Genomic DNA, 16941 nt, shown 5'->3' with positions numbered 1-16941 from the left:
TATTTTCGTCACCCAGCCGCCTTAGGCTGAACCCGAACCGAATGACATGAATGAGCAAGATGGAGCAGGCGATGGACGAATACCAGGAAGAACTCCTCGAATACCAGGCTTACGCGCTTGACCTCCCGGAGCCCGCCGACGACGCCACCGAGCTCTAGGCCGAGCGCCGCTGACTGCGGCGAAACTCCCCCGGGGTAACCCCGCTCCAGCGTTTGAATGCCCGCTGGAAGGCTTCTGCCGAGGCAAAACCCAGCAGATAGGCGATCTCGCCAAAGGCCAGCTCCGTGTCGCGGATATAGGTCATGGCCAGGTCGCGCCGCGTATCGTTGAGAATGGCGCGGAACTGCGTACCTTCTTCTGCCAGTTTGCGCCGCAATGTCCAGGTGGGCAGTTGCAGGCGCCTGGCCACTTCTTCCAGATCGGGCTCGTGCCCGCCATTGAGCAGCGGCCCGAGCAGATGTGCGATGCGCTCGGCCAGGCTACGGATGCGCGTGCGCTCAAGCCATTCGCGCTCGCACAATAGCAACAGGTGCTGCCAGGTGCTTGGGCAGTGTGCCGGGTTGCGCAGTTCAAGGTTGGCCCGACTCAACCGTAACTGATTGGTTTCGGCACCGAACTGCACATTCGCGCTCAGGTGCTGGTACTGCGCTGCATAGGCCGGCGCCTCGAACTCGATCTCGACCCGCTCGGCCAGCAGCGGCGTGCCGAACAGTCCGGACAACTGCGCCAGCCAACCGGCCAGCACCGAGTCGACCACGAAGCGGTTATAGGCGTTGTACGGGCTGATCGAGTAGAAGCGTAGCCAGGCGCCGTGCGGGTCCTCCTCGAAGCTCGACTGGCCGCGGTAGTTGGCCGCGTACAGCGGCTCGAAGCGCAGCAGGGTGCGCGCCGCGTCGCCAAGGGTCGGCGCCTGGGCGGCGGTGACCCCGGCCAGCCCGGCCTGGCTCAAGCGGCTGCGGCGGCCCATGTACAGGCCCAGGGCGGGCTCGCCACTCAGTTCGATGGCCGCGTGGCCCAGGTGCATGTAGCGCGGGATCGACAGGCGGGCGCCGGCCTCGGCCAGGCGCTGAGGGCTCAGCCCGTAGCGTTCGAGCAGCGCACTCGGCTCGTGGCCCAGCGCGCACAGGGTTTCTTCCAGGCTCTGGATAAAGCCGACCGAGAGGTCGCCGAGGCGTACACGCGGGCGGCTCATGGCCTCACAGCCAGACGTTCAGTAAGCGCGCACCCTGGCTGGCGCTGGCGCTCTGGTAGAAACCCGTGCGACGGGCAAAGCCCAGGCCTTCGCCGGTGACTTCCCAGAACTGTCCGCGCAGGAACACGCTCATCGCCGCCGTGCCGCTGGCGTCGCCGCTGCGGGTCAGTTGCTGCCAGGCCTCGGCCTCGCTGACAGCGCCTGGCTTGAGCGGCAGTTCGGCGGCCAGCGGTTGGTGGCGATTGCCGCGCCATGGCCCGTGCCAACTGCCCTTGCCGCGGACGAACGCCGGGTTGGCGATGATGTTGACCGACTGCGCGGCCAGCGCCTGGTAGTTGTCCGGGTACCAGCTGTCGCTGCCCACCAGCACGCCAAGGCGTCCGGCCGGAGTGTCCAGCGCTTGCAGCGGGTAGGCGTTGCCGCGGCGGATGAAACGGCGCATGTCGCTGTCCGGGTACTGCTGGCGTTGTGGTGCGCCGAGAATCGAACCGTCGCCGGCGAACACCACGCTGCTGTTGTACAGCGCACCGCTGCCGGGGCGTAGCTGGCCTTTGTCGAGGTACGGCTCGGGCAGCACGATGGAGCCGGCGACCAGGGTGACGCCGAACTCGCGGGCCAGCCCGCCGAACAGTTGCTGATAGTCGCTGGCCATCTGCGCGGCTTTCATGCGCAGGTGTGCGTCGGCGCGGCGGTCGTCACCTTCGGCCTCGAGCATGGCCAGGCCATAGCGAATCGGGTTGCTCAGTTCCAGCCATTGCCAGGCTTCGTCGAGCCGGGTGACCTGATACAGCTCGTTCTTTTCGCCACGCGCCCACAGCCAGGTGCCGATGTGCTCGGGCAGCACGACGATGGTTTTTTCGCTGACCAGGCCCTGGGCGCGGGCCTGCTCCAGGTAGGCGGAAAGCTTGCGGCGCAGGCGCTTGAGGTTCTGGTAGTCGCCGGGGTAGAGCAGCGGCTCGATACCGAGCAGGTTGCCGTTGTCGGTCGGCACGCCGTCGTTCAGCGCCAGTTGCACCCGCAGATCGGAGAGGTAGTGCCCGGTCGGGCGCTGTTCGGTCCACAGCCCGTAGCCACAGAGGATGGCGATGAGAACAAGCGCCAGGGCGCCTAACAGGAGTTTTCGCATGGCTTGAGGCGTTCACCAACCGGTCGTGTCGCAGTACGTAAATCAGGGACCGAGTGTACCGGGTTTCCCCGTGAATAAAAAAGGCGCCCGCAGGGTCACCGCGCGAAACGATTCCGGCAGCAGGCGCGAGTCGCGATAGGGCACCACCGGCGTGGTCGGGAACACCTCGCCGGCCTTGAGCACGGTATCGAACGCGCGCTGTTCTACCGCGCCGCCGAGAGAGCGGCAAGGGACCGCGTGGAGCGTGTGCGCATGGTTGCTCCGTAGTGTCGGCAGATGCTTGTTGGAAAAGCGGCGGCCTGCTGTCCGTTAGAATCATTAACTTGTCACTTTCGATCATTGAGCCGCGATGGCTGGCGCTTTAATGTCGGCCACAGATAACCGACGGGCCCCGCCACCGGCTAGGTGCCCGCATTCCGTGATTCAGCTTGTGGAGTTCCCCATGACCGCCGCTCACTACCCACACCTGCTCGCCCCGCTGGACCTGGGCTTCACCACCTTGCGCAACCGCACCCTGATGGGATCGATGCACACCGGCCTGGAGGAGAAGCCGGGTGGCTTCGAGCGCATGGCGGCGTATTTCGCCGAACGTGCCCGTGGCGGCGTCGGCCTGATGGTCACCGGCGGCATTGGCCCGAACGTGGAAGGCGGGGTGTACTCCGGTGCGGCCAAGCTGAGCACTGCGGAAGAAGCGGAAAAACACCGGATCGTCACCCAGGCGGTGCACGAGGCCGGTGGCAAGATCTGCATGCAGATCCTCCACGCCGGGCGCTATGCCTACAGCCCGAAATCGGTGGCGCCAAGCGCCATTCAGGCGCCGATCAACCCGTTCAAGCCGCGTGAACTGGACGAAGAGGGCATCGAGAAGCAGATCCAGGACTTCGTCACCTGCTCGCAACTGGCGCAAAGTGCCGGCTACGATGGCGTCGAGATCATGGGGTCGGAAGGCTACTTCATCAACCAGTTCCTTGCCGCGCACACCAACCACCGGACCGACCGCTGGGGTGGCAGCTACGAGAACCGCATGCGTCTGGCCGTGGCGATCGTCTCGCGGGTGCGTGAGGCGGTCGGGCCTAACTTCATCATCATCTTCCGCCTGTCGATGCTCGACCTGGTCGAGGGCGGCAGCAACTGGGAAGAGATCGTGCAATTGGCCCAGGCCATCGAGAAGGCCGGCGCGACCCTCATCAACACCGGTATCGGCTGGCACGAAGCGCGGATCCCGACCATTGCCACCAAGGTGCCGCGGGCGGCGTTCAGCAAGGTCACGGCCAAGCTGCGGGGCGCAGTGAGCATTCCGCTGATCACCACCAACCGGATCAACACCCCGGAAGTGGCCGAACAGATTCTCGCCGAGGGCGATGCCGACATGGTGTCGATGGCGCGGCCGTTCCTCGCCGACCCGGACTTCGTCAACAAGGCTGCCGCCGGGCGTGGCGACGAGATCAACACCTGCATCGGCTGCAACCAGGCCTGCCTCGACCACACCTTCGGCGGCAAGCTGACCAGTTGCCTGGTCAACCCGCGCGCCTGCCATGAAACCGAGCTGAATTACCTGCCGGTGACCCAGGTCAAGCGCATTGCCGTGGTCGGTGCCGGCCCGGCTGGGCTGGCGGCGGCCACGGTGGCGGCCGAGCGTGGCCATGCGGTGACCCTGTTCGATTCGGCGGCCGAGATCGGTGGCCAGTTCAACGTGGCCAAGCGGGTGCCGGGCAAGGAAGAGTTCTACGAGACCCTGCGCTACTTCAAGCGCAAGTTGCAGACCAGCGGTGTCGAGGTGTGCCTGAACACGCGGGTGGATGTCGCGCAATTGGTCGAGGGCCGCTACGACGAGATCATCCTGGCGACCGGTATTGCGCCGCGTCTGCCGACCATTCCGGGGATCGCCCATAGCAAGGTGCTGAGCTACCTGGATGTGCTGTTGCAGCGCAAGCCGGTGGGGCAGAAGGTGGCGGTGATCGGCGCCGGCGGCATCGGTTTCGATGTGTCCGAGTTCCTCGTGCACCAGGGCGTGGCCACCAGCCAGGACCGCGAGGCGTTCTGGAAGGAGTGGGGGATCGACAGCGACCTGAAGGCGCGCGGCGGGGTGGCAGGGATCAAGGCCGAGCCACAGGCCCCGGCGCGTCAGGTGTTCCTCTTGCAGCGCAAGAAAACCAAGGTGGGCGATGGCCTGGGCAAGACCACCGGCTGGATTCACCGTACCGGGCTGAAGAACAAGCAGGTGCAGATGCTCAACAGCGTCGAGTACCTCAACGTCGACGATCAGGGCCTGCATATCCGCATCGCCGAGGGCGAGCCGCAGGTACTGCCAGTGGATAATGTGGTGATCTGTGCCGGTCAGGATCCACTGCGTGAGCTGCAGGAAGGCTTGCTGGCGGCGGGGCAGTCGGTGCACCTGATCGGTGGTGCGGATGTCGCAGCCGAGCTGGATGCGAAGCGGGCGATCAACCAGGGCTCGCGTCTGGCCGCTGAGTTGTAAGCGGCAGGTCGGGGCTTATCGCGGGACGAGTCGTCCCGCGATGCTTTTGGCGGCTGATAGAATTGCAGTTCAATTGTGGCCAGAGCCCAGCCCATGCTCCACGACGTTCGCGCCTTCCCTCAAGCCCCCCTGCAACCCCTGCAGCTCAGTTGGCTAAGCCGTGCCGGCATCGACGTGGCGGTGCTGCGCCTGGACCTGATCGATCCGCTGATCAGCGGCAACAAGGCCTTCAAACTCCTCGAACACCTGAACCTGGCCTACGCCAATGCGGCCCCTGGCATCATCAGCCTGGGCGGAGCCTGGTCCAATCATCTGCACGCGCTGGCGGCCGCCGGCAAACGCTTCGGGTTTGCCACGGCCGGCCTGCTGCGCGGCCAGCCGCAGGACACTCCGACCGTGCGCGACCTGCAAGCCTTCGGCATGCACCTGCACTGGCTCGGTTACGCCGGCTACCGCGCGCGTCATCGCGCCGATTTCTGGGCGCCCTGGCAGGCGCGCTATCCCCACTGGCAGTGCGTGCCCGAAGGCGGTGGCGGCGTACTCGGTGCACAAGGTTGCGCGCAGATCGTCGCCCAGGCCCGGGCGCAACGCTCGGCGTTGGGCTGGGACGATTACCATGGCTGGTGGCTGGCTGCCGGGAGCGGCACGACGCTGGCCGGCCTGGTACTGGCCGAGCAGGGCGCGCACCCGGTTTATGGCGCGCTGGCCGTGCCGGCCGACCATGGCGTGGCGCCGACGGTGGAAGCGCTGGTGGGGCCGGCGGGCGCCGCCTACAGGCTGTACGACGCCTGCCGTGGCGGCTTTGCCAAGGTCGACGAGTCGCTGCTGCGGTTTATCGCCGAATGCGAAGCCGAATCCGCTCTGCCGCTCGAACCGGTGTACACCGGCAAGGCCCTGCTGGCCTTGCGCGATCAGGTCGAGGCCGGCGCATTTGCCGCCGGCACCCGCCTGATCTTCCTGCACACGGGCGGTCTGCAGGGCCGTCGCGGTTTCGCTTAATCGCCCTTGGGCAGCATGCGCAGCAAGGTGTTATCGCGCACCACATAGTGGTGATACAGCCCGGCCAGCGCATGCAGGCCGATCAGCCAGTAACCCAGCGCGCCGAACCATTCGTGCCATTCCTTGACCAGCTTGGCCAGGTCCTTGTCCGGCGCCACCAGTGCCGGTAGATCCAGGCCGTAGAACGGAATCGGCTTGTCGGCGGCACTGAGGATCACCCAGCCGGCCAGTGGCATGCCGATCATCAGCAGGTACAGGGCCAGGTGCATCAAGTGGGCCAGGCCGGTCTGCCAGGTCGGTGGTGTTGGTTCGATGCGCGGGGTCGGGTGGGCGACACGCAGCACCACGCGCAACCAGACCAGCACAAACACGCTCAGGCCGAGCATGAAGTGCAGGCTCTTCATCAGGTCGCGCTCGGCGCTGTCCTTGGGGAAGATCCCGCGAAATTCGATGCAGGCATATACCGCGATCATCAGGATCAGCATCAGCCAGTGCAGGGCAATCGACAGGCTGCCATAGCGGGCCTGGGTATTGGTCAGGGGCATCGGGGTAGTCCTCTTCTTCAGGTCGGTGGCGGTACGCTCTTGCTGGCGCTGGGGTTAACTCTAATCGTTGCTGGCATTGTTACACCTGCGATGCGTCAAAAAAAACCGAGAGTCGCTAGAATCCGCGGTTTCTCTTCATTTCTACGCAAGGTTTCCGTTCCATGCTGATGGCGTCATTGATCTTTCTGCTGACCATAACCCTGGTGATCTGGCAGCCCAAGGGCCTGGGCGTAGGCTGGAGCGCGGTACTGGGTGCCGGTCTGGCGCTGCTTGGCGGGGTGGTGCAGTGGAGCGATATTCCGGTGGTCTGGCAGATCATCTGGAACGCCACCGGCACGTTCATCGCGCTGATCATCATCAGCCTGCTGCTCGATGCGGCGGGCTTCTTCGCCTGGGCGGCGTTGCATGTGGCGCGCTGGGGACGCGGCAGCGGGCGGCGTCTGTTTGCCTTCATCGTGCTGCTGGGGGCGTTGGTCTCGGCGCTGTTCGCCAACGACGGCGCGGCGCTGATCCTCACGCCGATCGTGATGGCGATGCTGCTGGCGCTGCGTTTCTCGCCGGCGGCGACCCTGGCTTTCGTCATGGCCGCCGGGTTCATTGCCGACACCGCGAGCCTGCCGTTGGTGGTGTCGAACCTGGTCAACATTGTGTCTGCGGACTTCTTCGGCATTGGTTTCAACCGCTATGCGGCGGTGATGGTGCCGGTGAACCTGGTGAGTGTGGCGGCGACCCTGGCGGTGCTGTTGTGGTACTTCCGCAAGGATATTCCGGCCGACTACGACCCGCTGCAACTGGACCGCCCGCGCAGCGTGATCGTCGATCCGGCGACCTTTGTCGCCGGTTGGCTGGTGTTGGCGATTCTCTTGCTGGGCTGCTTTGCCCTGGAGCCGCTGGGGATACCGATCAGTGCGATTTCGGCGGTGTGTGCCGCGGTGTTGCTGGCGGTGGCGGCGCGCGGGCACACGATCGCCACGCGGCGGGTGCTTAAGGAAGCGCCGTGGCACATCGTGGTGTTTTCGCTGGGCATGTACCTGGTGGTTTATGGGCTGCGCAATGCCGGCTTGACCGGCTATCTGGCCGGCTGGCTGGAGGGGTTCGCCGCTGGCGGGGTGTGGGGCGCGACGTTTGGTACTGGGCTGCTGACGGCGTTGCTGTCGTCGATCATGAACAACCTGCCGACGGTGTTGATCGGGGCGCTGTCGATCGATGCCAGCCAGGCCAGCGGGGTGGTGAAGGAGGCGATGATCTATGCCAACGTGATCGGCAGCGACCTGGGGCCGAAGATCACCCCGATTGGCAGCCTGGCGACACTGTTGTGGCTGCATGTGCTGGAGCGCAAGGGGGTGAAGATTGGCTGGGGGTATTACTTCAGGGTGGGGGTGGTGTTGACCGTGCCGGTGTTGCTGGTGACGTTGGCGGCGCTGGCCGTCCGGTTGACGGTGGGGTAGCTGGTTCTCATCTGAAGGAGCAGGTATCCCAGTGTGAGCGGGCTTTGCCGGTGATGCTTCTGATTTTTTGGCTTGGGCTTGGGTCTCGGTGGGCATCTCCATTCTGGAGGGCAGCCGCACCCACCAAAATGGATAAACACACAAAAGATCAAGCGCATCGCCGGCAAGGCCGGCCACAGAAGGGTGTCAGCGTCCACAGAGGCGTGTCGGCTCCCCCTGGGGAGTCAGTGCCTGCAGAGGTGCCTCATGCAGCATAAACAGCTTCAGCTGGGAAGATCAGGCCATCTGTCCGACACCAGAAACACCCGCTCCAGCTCCTGCCAGTCGCCATCGTCATCCTCCACCAGGCGCACCAGCAACTGCGCCGGCGCCAGCGGATCGAGCGCCTGTCGCCATTCCTCCAGTTGCCCGTTCCGCCAGGTAGCCTGCGCTGTATAGCGAGCCGGTGCCAGCCAGGCACTGCGTGGCAGCAACTGCCAGCGCCCCGGCCCAGCCAGGGCAACAAACGCCGGCCAGTCGCGCTGATACACCCAGCGCCCACGCAAATGCCCCGGGTGTGCGCCCTGCGGCGACAACGCCTGCCCCGGCCACGGGTAGAGCAGATACCCGCCCATCCACAATTGCGCAGAGAGCGTCGTGATCGACAGCGCCGTCAGGGCCGTGCGACTCTCGGCCCGCGCCGACATCGGCAACTGATGCCCGCTCAGGTGCGCCAGCTTGCGTTCCAGCCGGTCATGGCAGCCGGGCCCCAGCCAGCGTGCCGCATCGCTGCCGTCGCCGGCCGCCGGCCCCAGGTACAGCTTGATCGCCAGCTCCTGGTGATGCACCCCTTCACGGTCGCGCAGCAGCATGTCCAGCTCGCCCAGGGTGTGCCCGCCTTGGCGAATCGGCAGGTTGGCCGCGAGCAATTCCACCCCCGGTGCCTGCTGCAAGGCAAACTGCCACAGCCGCTCGTAATACAAACCCAGGCGCCGGCTGGCCGAACGCGCCAGCCAGTCCAGCAGCGGCTGGGCGTCGCGGTCCAGCGCCAGTAGCCAGTCGCGCAGCTGTTCCGGCGCCGCCACCCAGTCGCTGGCGGCCAATGGATGGCGCTGCGGCCATGGCGTTAGCGCCAGCAGCGGCGGCGCCACCAGCACCCACGCCAGGTCGCGCACCGAGGGTTGGCGCAACTGGCGGGGCAGGGCGGCAAGGCTGGGGAACGGATTCATCCTGCGAGCATAGCCCCGATGCCTTCGCGCCCGCGGAAAAAACCGTCGTTTGCCGCTGCCCGGCCCTTTCGCCCATAATCGAACACTTTGGCGCAGATCGCCTTTTTACCGCCGCAGAGCCTCGCAGGAGCCCCATGGAGCAATTTCGCAATATCGGTATCATCGGTCGCCTCGGCAGTTCGCAGGTGCTCGATACCATCCGCCGACTGAAAAAATTCCTGCTGGCGCGTCATCTGCACGTCATCCTCGAAGACACTATCGCCGACGTCCTGCCCGGCCACGGCCTGCAAACCTCCTCGCGCAAGCTGCTCGGCGAGGTCTGCGACATGGTCATCGTCGTTGGCGGCGACGGCAGCCTGCTCGGCGCCGCCCGCGCCCTGGCCCGGCACAACATCCCGGTACTGGGGATCAACCGCGGCAGCCTGGGCTTCCTCACCGATATCCGTCCCGACGAACTGGAAGTCAAAGTCGCCGACGTGCTCGACGGCCACTACCTGGTCGAGAACCGCTTCCTTCTGCAAGCCGAAGTGCGCCGCCATGGCGAAGCCATCGGCCAGGGCGACGCGCTCAACGACGTGGTGCTGCACCCGGGCAAGTCGACGCGGATGATCGAGTTCGAGATCTACATCGACGGCCAGTTCGTCTGCAGCCAGAAGGCCGACGGCCTGATCGTCGCCACCCCGACCGGCTCCACCGCCTACGCGTTGTCCGCCGGCGGACCGATCATGCACCCCAAGCTCGACGCCATCGTCATCGTGCCGATGTACCCGCACACGCTGTCTGGTCGGCCGATTGTGGTCGACGGCAACAGCGAGCTGAAAATCGTCGTTTCGCAAGACCTGCAGATCTATCCGCAGGTCTCCTGTGACGGCCAGAACCACTTCACCTGTGCTCCCGGCGACACCATCACGGTGAACAAGAAACCGCAGAAGCTGCGCCTGATCCATCCGCTGGACCACAACTACTATGAGGTCTGCCGGACCAAGCTCGGCTGGGGCAGCCGTCTGGGTGGTGGAGGCGACTGATGCTCGATCCAGCGCGAAGTTTCGACCTGATCGGCGATGTCCACGGTTGTGCCCACACCCTGGAGCGCCTGCTCGATGCCCTCGGCTACAAGCGTCAGGCCGGCGTCTGGCGCCATCCGTCGCGCCAGGCGCTGTTCCTTGGCGACATCATCGACCGTGGCCCGCGGATCCGCGAGGCCCTGCACATCGTTCACGACATGGTCGACGCCGGCCAGGCGCACTGCATCATGGGCAACCATGAATACAACGCGCTCGGCTGGACCACCCCGGCGCTGCCCGGCACCGGCAAGGCCTTCGTGCGCGAGCACACCCCGCGGCATGCCCGGCTGATCGACGAAACCCTGAGCCAGTTCGCCCAGCACCCCGGCGACTGGCACGACTTCCTCGGCTGGTTCTACGAACTGCCGCTGTTCATCGACGCCGGGCGTTTCCGCCTGGTGCATGCCTGCTGGGATGCGCGGCTGATCGAACCGCTGCGCCAGCAGTACCCCGACGGCTGCATCGACGAGCACTTCGTCCAGGCGTCGGCGATTGCCGACAGCTTTGCCGGGACGGTCTGCAACCGCCTGCTGCGCGGCACCGACATGCGCCTGCCGGACGGTCTGACGCTGACTGGTGGCGACGGCCTGACCCGCGCGTTCTTCCGCACCAAGTTCTGGGAAGAAGACCCGCAGACCTACGGCGACATCGTCTTCCAGCCCGACGCGCTGCCGGCCGAAGTGGCCGCCGCGCCGCTGAGCAAGACGCAGAAGAATGCCCTGCTGCGCTATGGCGAGGACGAGCCGTTGCTATTCGTCGGCCACTACTGGCGCAGCGGCAAGCCGGCACCGATTCGCGCCAACCTGGCGTGCCTGGACTACAGTGCGGTGCTCTACGGAAAACTGGTGGCGTATCGCCTGGATGATGAAACCCGTCTCGACCCGCGCAAGTTCGTCTGGGTCGACGTGGAACGGCCGGAGGCCAGTCAATGAATGTGGTTGAAGTACTACGCCTGCCGCTGAGTGTCGATCTCAGTGGCTTCGTCGGCTTGCTGCGGCGCCTGCAAGTGCCGCACCGGGTGAGCGAGGAGGCCGGTCAGCAGGTGCTGTGGGTGTCCGAACCGCTGGCCGACGACGTGCGCCAGCTGTACCAGCGCTTCCCCGAGGGCAATGACGATATCCAACTGCCGGCCGCCGACCCGGCCGTGCCGGCCCGGCCGAGCATCGCCGGGCAGTTGCGGGCGAGCAAGGCCACCGCAGCGATCCTGCTGCTGTGCCTGCTGGTCGCGGGCCTCACCGGGCTGGGCGACAACTGGCAGACCCTGAGCTGGCTGACCTTCCTCGATTTTCGTGTGCAGGGCGACTACCTGATCTTTACGCCGCTGGCCGAAAGCCTGGGCAATGGCCAGTGGTGGCGCCTGATCACGCCGATGCTGGTGCACTTCGGTATCCTCCACCTGGCGATGAACGGCTTGTGGTTCTGGGAGCTGGGCCGGCGCATCGAACTGCGCCAGGGCGCGCTGAGCATGCTTGGCCTGAGCCTGCTGTTTGGCCTGGTGTCGAACGTCGCCCAGTACCTGTTTGGCGGGCCGAGCCTGTTCGGCGGGTTGTCCGGGGTGCTCTATGGCCTGCTCGGGCATATCTGGCTGTACCAGTGGCTGGCGCCTAACCCGGTGTACCGCATGCCCAAGGGCGTGCTGGTGATGATGCTGATCTGGCTGGTGCTGTGCATGTCCGGCCTGGTCAGCCTGCTCGGCTTCGGCCAGATCGCCAACGCTGCGCATGTCGGCGGGCTGTTGGTCGGTTGCCTGAGCGGGCTCTTGGGCGGGGCGCTGGCCCGGCGTAAACTGTTCGCTTGATTTTGGGAGACGCTATGTCCACTTTTGCGCAAATGATCGAAAACATCACCCCGGAGATCTACCAGAGCCTGAAACTGGCGGTGGAGCTCGGTAAATGGTCCGACGGGCGCAAGCTCACCACCGAGCAGAAAGAGCTGTCGTTGCAGGCGGTGATTGCCTGGGAAATCCAGAACCTGCCGGAAGAGCAGCGTACCGGCTACATGGGCCCGCAGGAATGTGCCTCGAAGTCGGCGCCGGTGCCGAACATCCTGTTCAAGTCGGACGCGATCCATTGATCGAAGTCGGCCGCGGTTCCATCAGTAAAATGTCCGCGCGTCTCGAGACGCCGGTCGTGCAATACGCGTTTCGCCTGGGCGACGTGGAGCTGCCGGTCAACCCGATGCTGGGTCAGACCGTGCGCCTTGAGTACCTGGGCGCGATCCACTGCTGCCATTGCGGGCGCAAGACCAAAACCAGCTTCAGCCAGGGCTACTGCTACCCGTGCATGACCAAGCTGGCGCAGTGCGACGTGTGCATCATGGCCCCGGAAAAGTGCCACTACGCGCAGGGCACCTGCCGTGAGCCGTCCTGGGGCGAGCAGTTCTGCATGACCGACCACGTGGTGTACCTGGCCAACTCGTCGGGCATCAAGGTCGGTATCACCCGCGCCAGCCAATTGCCCACGCGCTGGCTCGACCAGGGCGCCAGCCAGGCCCTGCCCATTGTGCGGGTGGCCACCCGGCAGCAGTCCGGGCTGGTCGAAGACCTGTTCCGCAGTCAGGTTGCCGACCGCACCAACTGGCGTGCGCTGCTCAAGGGCGAGGCCGAGGCGGTCGACCTGGTGGCGGTGCGCGAGCAGTTGTTCGACAGCTGTGGCGAAGGTTTCAAGGCATTGCAGGAGCGATTCGGCCTACAGGCGATCCAGCCGCTGACTGACGCCGAGCCCGTCGAAATCCGCTATCCGGTCGAGGCGTATCCGAGCAAGATCGCCAGCTTCAACCTGGACAAGAATCCCGTGGCCGAAGGCACCCTGCTGGGCATCAAGGGCCAGTACCTGATCTTCGATACCGGTGTGATCAACATTCGCAAGTACACGGCCTACCAGCTGGCCGTGCATCAGTAAAAGGACCGCCACATGCGTACCGATCAGCCGCAAGTGATCTACCTCAAGGACTATCAGGCGCCCGAGTACCTGATTGACGAGACCCACCTGACCTTCGAGCTGTTCGAGGATTACAGCCTGGTTCATGCGCAGTTGCTCATGCGCCGCAACCCGGCGCGCGGCGCTGACTTGCCGCCGCTGGTGCTCGACGGCCAGCAACTCGAACTGCTCAGCGTCGCGCTGGAAAATCGCGAGCTGGCGGCTGGCGAGTACCAGCTCAGCGACAGCCACCTGACCCTGCAGCCGACCGCCGCGTGCTTCACCCTGGACACCAGCGTGAAGATCCACCCGGAGCGCAATACCGCCCTCGAAGGCCTGTACAAGTCCGGCGGCATGTTCTGCACCCAGTGCGAGGCCGAGGGTTTCCGCAAGATCACCTATTACCTCGATCGTCCGGACGTGATGAGCACCTTCACCACCACGGTGATCGCCGAGCAGCATCGCTATCCGGTGCTGCTGTCCAATGGCAACCCGGTGGGCAGCGGCCCGCAGACCGACGGTCGGCACTGGGCCACCTGGGAAGACCCGTTCATGAAACCGGCCTACCTGTTTGCGCTGGTGGCGGGCGACCTGTGGTGCATCGAAGACACCTTTACCCGTCAGTCGGGGCGCGACGTGACCCTGCGCATCTATGTCGAGCCAGAAAACATCGACAAGTGCAGCCACGCCATGACCAGCCTGAAGAAGTCGATGCGCTGGGACGAAGAAGTCTATGGCCGCGAGTACGACCTGGACATCTTCATGATCGTCGCGGTCAACGACTTCAACATGGGCGCCATGGAAAACAAGGGCCTGAACATCTTCAACTCCAGTTGCGTGCTGGCCCGCGCCGAAACCGCCACCGATGCCGCGCACCAGCGCGTCGAGGCGGTGGTCGCCCACGAATACTTCCACAACTGGTCGGGCAATCGCGTGACCTGCCGCGACTGGTTCCAGCTGTCGCTCAAGGAAGGCTTTACGGTGTTCCGCGACGCCGAATTCAGCGCCGACATGAACTCGCGCACGGTCAAGCGCATTGAGGACGTAGCCTACCTGCGTACCCACCAGTTCGCCGAAGATGCCGGGCCGATGGCCCACGCGGTGCGTCCCGACAGCTTTATCGAAATCTCCAACTTCTACACCCTGACCGTGTACGAGAAGGGTTCGGAGGTGGTGCGCATGGTGCGTACCCTGCTCGGCAACGCGGGCTTCCGCAAGGGCAGCGACCTGTACTTCGAGCGGCATGACGGCCAGGCAGTCACCTGCGACGACTTCATCAAGGCCATGGAAGATGCCAACGGTGTCGACCTCAGCCAGTTCAAACGCTGGTACAGCCAGGCTGGTACGCCGCGCTTGCAGGTTAGCGAGGCGTATGACAGCGCTGCGCAAACCTACAGCCTGAGCTTCCGCCAGAGCTGCCCGGCCACCCCGGACAAGGTCGAAAAGCTGCCGTTCGTGATTCCGGTCGAGCTCGGCCTGCTCGATGCCCAGGGCAACGACATCGCCCTGCGCCTGAGCGGCGAAGCGGCGGCGCAGGGCAGCAGCCGGGTGCTGTCGGTGACCGAAGCCGAGCAGACCTTCACCTTCGTCGGGGTTGCTGCCAAGCCGTTGCCGTCGTTGCTGCGCGGCTTCAGTGCGCCGGTGAAGCTGAGTTTCCCGTACGACCGCGACCAGCTGATGTTCCTCATGCAGCACGACAGCGATGGCTTCAACCGCTGGGAAGCCGGCCAGCAGTTGTCGGTGCAGGTATTGCAGGAGCTGATCGGTCAGTATCAACAGGGCGTTGCCCTACGCCTCGATCAGCGCCTGGTGACGGCGCTGGGCAGCGTACTGGCCAACGAGCAACTGGACCCGGCGATGGTTGCCGAAATGCTCTCGCTGCCAAGCGAGGCGTACCTCACCGAAATCAGCGAAGTGGCCGATGTCGATGCCATTCATGCGGCCCGCGAGTTCGCCCGCCAGCAACTGGCCGCGCAGCTGTTCGATGCCTTGTGGGCGCGTTACCAGGCCAACCGGGCGGTATCGCGGGCAACCGCGTATGTGGCCGAGGCCGAGCATTTCGCCCGGCGTGGTTTGCAGAACATCGTGCTGTCGTACCTGATGCTCAGCGGCAAGTCGCAGGTGCTGGAAGCGACCCTGGAACAGTTCGACGCCTGTGACAACATGACCGAGCGCCTGACGGCGCTGGCCGTGCTGGTCAACTCGCCGTTCGAGGCCGAGCGTGCCAAGGCCCTGGACACCTTCGCCGAGCACTTCAAGGACAACCCGCTGGTCATGGATCAGTGGTTCAGCGTGCAGGCCGCCAGCACCTTGCCGGGCGGCCTGGCGCGGGTGCGCAAGCTGATGGAGCATCCGGCATTCACCTTGAAGAACCCGAACAAGGTCCGGGCGTTGGTGGGGGCGTTTGCCGGACAGAACCTGATCAACTTCCACGCGGCGGACGGTTCGGGGTATCGCTTCCTGGCGGACCTGGTGATCGAGCTGAATGCCCTGAACCCGCAGATTGCCTCGCGGCAATTGGCACCGCTGACCCGCTGGCGCAAGTACGACGCAGCGCGTCAGGCGCTGATGAAAGCCGAGCTTGAGCGGATCCGTGGCTCGGGTGCGTTGTCCAGCGATGTGTTCGAAGTGGTGAGCAAGAGCCTGGCTTGAGTCTTCGCTCGTGACTAATCGCGGGGCGAGCCCGCTCCCACAAGGTTGCGCGAACCCTGTGGGAGCGGGCTCGTCCCGCGATGCATTGCAGGCCGTCTTAACAAAAGATAACGACAACCGCGTTGTCATCCATTTCCAAAGCCTGTTAGCTTGAGCTCTACATTCGCGGGGCTCTATTCAGGTACTTTCAGCCCCGCAGGCACTACCCAAATAACAATAATCGTGGGAGAGGTCTATGAGTGAGCCTGTCATGGCACACGCCATTCAGGGGGCACGGCGTGGAAGGGCAGCCGCTACTGCGCTGGCCACTGGCGCCCTGCTGGCACTGGCAATGGGGCTGCTGGCCGATAGCGTCGACGCCGCACAAGGCGACGATACGACCAAGACCCTCTATTCACAAACCTCGGCCAAGGCTGAACGCAGCCTGCTGATCGACATCGCCAAGGCCGGCACGCGCCTGGTGGCCGTCGGCGACCGTGGCCATATCCTCTTCTCCGACGACCAAGGCAACAGCTGGAGCCAGGCCCGGGTGCCGACCCGGCAGTTGCTCACGGCAGTCTACTTCGTCGACGCCAAGCACGGCTGGGCGGTCGGTCACGATGCGCAGATCCTCGCCAGCGACGACGGCGGCGCCACCTGGAGCAAACAGTTCGAAGACCTGCAGCGCGAAGCGCCGCTGCTCGACGTCTGGTTCCAGAACGCCGAACACGGCATCGCGGTCGGTGCCTATGGCGCCACCCTGGAAACCACCGATGGCGGCAAGCACTGGCAAGACATCAGCGAACGCCTCGATAACCCGGATCAACTCCACCTCAATGGCATCGCCGCGGTCAAGGACGCCGGCCTGTTCGTGGTTGGCGAACAAGGCAGCCTGTTCCGCTCCAGCGATTTCGGCCAGACCTGGGAAAAACTGCAAAGCCCATACGAAGGCACCTTTTTCGGCGTGATCGGCACCGCCCAGGCCAACACCCTGCTGGCCTATGGCCTGCGCGGCAACCTCTACCGTTCCAGCGATTTTGGCAACAGTTGGCAGCAAGTCCCGCTGCAAGGGGTACGCGGCCCGCTCGAATTCGGCCTGGCAGGCGCTACGCTTCTCGATGATGGCAGCCTGGTATTAGTCGGCAACGGCGGCACCGTGCTGCGCAGCGGCGACGACGGGGTCAGCTTCAGCGTGGTCAATCGCGCCGATCGCCTGGCGCTGTCGGCCGTGACTGCGGTGGCGGACGGCAACCTGATCGTGGTCGGCCAGGGCGGCGAGCATGCCGCCACGGCAACCGGTGCCGAGAGGGTGCAACCATGACCAGTCGGGA

Annotated in this window: 14 protein-coding genes and 1 pseudogene; 10 read left to right on the top strand and 5 right to left on the bottom strand. The window is 65.0% G+C overall.

The window, feature by feature from the left end; translation table 11 throughout:
* Window positions 1–154: 154 nt before the first annotated feature.
* The 3 genes and pseudogenes from DCO48_RS16960 to DCO48_RS16950 form a co-directional block, all read right to left on the bottom strand.
* Window positions 155–1192, bottom strand: a complete 1038-nt coding sequence (locus tag DCO48_RS16960) for an AraC family transcriptional regulator (protein WP_116551772.1) — start codon at window positions 1190–1192, stop codon at window positions 155–157.
* Between the two features lie 4 nt (window positions 1193–1196).
* Window positions 1197–2318, bottom strand: a complete 1122-nt coding sequence (locus tag DCO48_RS16955) for a carbon-nitrogen hydrolase family protein (protein ID WP_116551771.1) — start codon at window positions 2316–2318, stop codon at window positions 1197–1199.
* A gap of 90 nt (window positions 2319–2408) precedes the next feature.
* A pseudogene (locus tag DCO48_RS16950) lies at window positions 2409–2534 on the bottom strand (OprD family outer membrane porin); the annotation flags it as partial.
* 226 nt (window positions 2535–2760) lie between these two features.
* Here DCO48_RS16950 and DCO48_RS16945 point away from each other — a divergent pair.
* Together DCO48_RS16945 and DCO48_RS16940 are read left to right on the top strand one after the other, a co-directional pair.
* Window positions 2761–4797 (top strand): NADPH-dependent 2,4-dienoyl-CoA reductase, encoded by a 2037-nt coding sequence (locus DCO48_RS16945; RefSeq protein WP_116551770.1) that lies wholly within the window; start codon window positions 2761–2763, stop codon window positions 4795–4797.
* 93 nt (window positions 4798–4890) lie between these two features.
* Window positions 4891–5796 carry a 1-aminocyclopropane-1-carboxylate deaminase/D-cysteine desulfhydrase gene (locus DCO48_RS16940; RefSeq protein WP_116551769.1) on the top strand — a complete coding sequence of 302 codons (906 nt, stop codon included), beginning with the start codon at window positions 4891–4893 and terminating at the stop codon, window positions 5794–5796.
* Here the strand turns inward: DCO48_RS16940 and DCO48_RS16935 are convergent.
* The gene (locus DCO48_RS16935) at window positions 5793–6341 is read right to left on the bottom strand and encodes a cytochrome b (RefSeq protein ID WP_116551768.1); all 549 of its coding nucleotides are present in this window, start codon (window positions 6339–6341) and stop codon (window positions 5793–5795) included. The genes DCO48_RS16940 and DCO48_RS16935 overlap by 4 nt on opposite strands.
* A gap of 161 nt (window positions 6342–6502) precedes the next feature.
* Here DCO48_RS16935 and DCO48_RS16930 point away from each other — a divergent pair, with 161 nt between their 5' ends.
* A complete protein-coding gene (locus tag DCO48_RS16930) occupies window positions 6503–7789 on the top strand; it encodes an arsenic transporter (protein ID WP_116551767.1) in 1287 nt (428 codons plus the stop codon).
* 263 nt (window positions 7790–8052) lie between these two features.
* Here the strand turns inward: DCO48_RS16930 and DCO48_RS16925 are convergent, their stop codons facing one another.
* Window positions 8053–8997, bottom strand: a complete 945-nt coding sequence (locus DCO48_RS16925) for a DUF1853 family protein (protein WP_116551766.1) — start codon at window positions 8995–8997, stop codon at window positions 8053–8055.
* Window positions 8998–9131: 134 nt separating this feature from the next.
* Here DCO48_RS16925 and DCO48_RS16920 point away from each other — a divergent pair, with 134 nt between their 5' ends.
* From DCO48_RS16920 to DCO48_RS16890, 7 genes are all read left to right on the top strand, one after another.
* Window positions 9132–10022 (top strand): NAD(+) kinase, encoded by an 891-nt coding sequence (locus DCO48_RS16920; RefSeq protein WP_116551765.1) that lies wholly within the window; start codon window positions 9132–9134, stop codon window positions 10020–10022.
* Entirely contained in the window at window positions 10022–10993 is a 972-nt protein-coding gene (locus DCO48_RS16915; protein WP_116551764.1) for a metallophosphoesterase, read from the top strand. The genes DCO48_RS16920 and DCO48_RS16915 overlap by 1 nt, the downstream gene beginning before the upstream one ends.
* A complete protein-coding gene (locus DCO48_RS16910) occupies window positions 10990–11859 on the top strand; it encodes a rhomboid family intramembrane serine protease (RefSeq protein WP_116551763.1) in 870 nt (289 codons plus the stop codon). Before DCO48_RS16915 ends, DCO48_RS16910 begins: the two co-directional genes overlap by 4 nt.
* Window positions 11860–11873: 14 nt before the next feature.
* Window positions 11874–12134, top strand: a complete 261-nt coding sequence (locus DCO48_RS16905; RefSeq protein ID WP_116551762.1) for a YeaC family protein — start codon at window positions 11874–11876, stop codon at window positions 12132–12134.
* Window positions 12131–12961 carry a DUF2797 domain-containing protein gene (locus DCO48_RS16900; RefSeq protein WP_116551761.1) on the top strand — a complete coding sequence of 277 codons (831 nt, stop codon included), beginning with the start codon at window positions 12131–12133 and terminating at the stop codon, window positions 12959–12961. Before DCO48_RS16905 ends, DCO48_RS16900 begins: the two co-directional genes overlap by 4 nt.
* Before the next feature lie 12 nt (window positions 12962–12973).
* On the top strand, window positions 12974–15631 hold the full coding sequence (pepN, locus tag DCO48_RS16895) for an aminopeptidase N (RefSeq protein ID WP_116551760.1): 2658 nt from the start codon (window positions 12974–12976) through the stop codon (window positions 15629–15631).
* A gap of 235 nt (window positions 15632–15866) precedes the next feature.
* On the top strand, window positions 15867–16931 hold the full coding sequence (locus tag DCO48_RS16890) for a WD40/YVTN/BNR-like repeat-containing protein (protein ID WP_371919520.1): 1065 nt from the start codon (window positions 15867–15869) through the stop codon (window positions 16929–16931).
* Window positions 16932–16941 lie beyond the last annotated feature (10 nt).

Source organism: Pseudomonas sp. SDI, from assembly GCF_003105155.1.
Classification (GTDB): Bacteria; Pseudomonadota; Gammaproteobacteria; order Pseudomonadales; family Pseudomonadaceae; genus Aquipseudomonas.
Note: the sequence above shows the minus strand (reverse complement) of the source record. Positions and strands in the feature narration are given on the sequence as shown.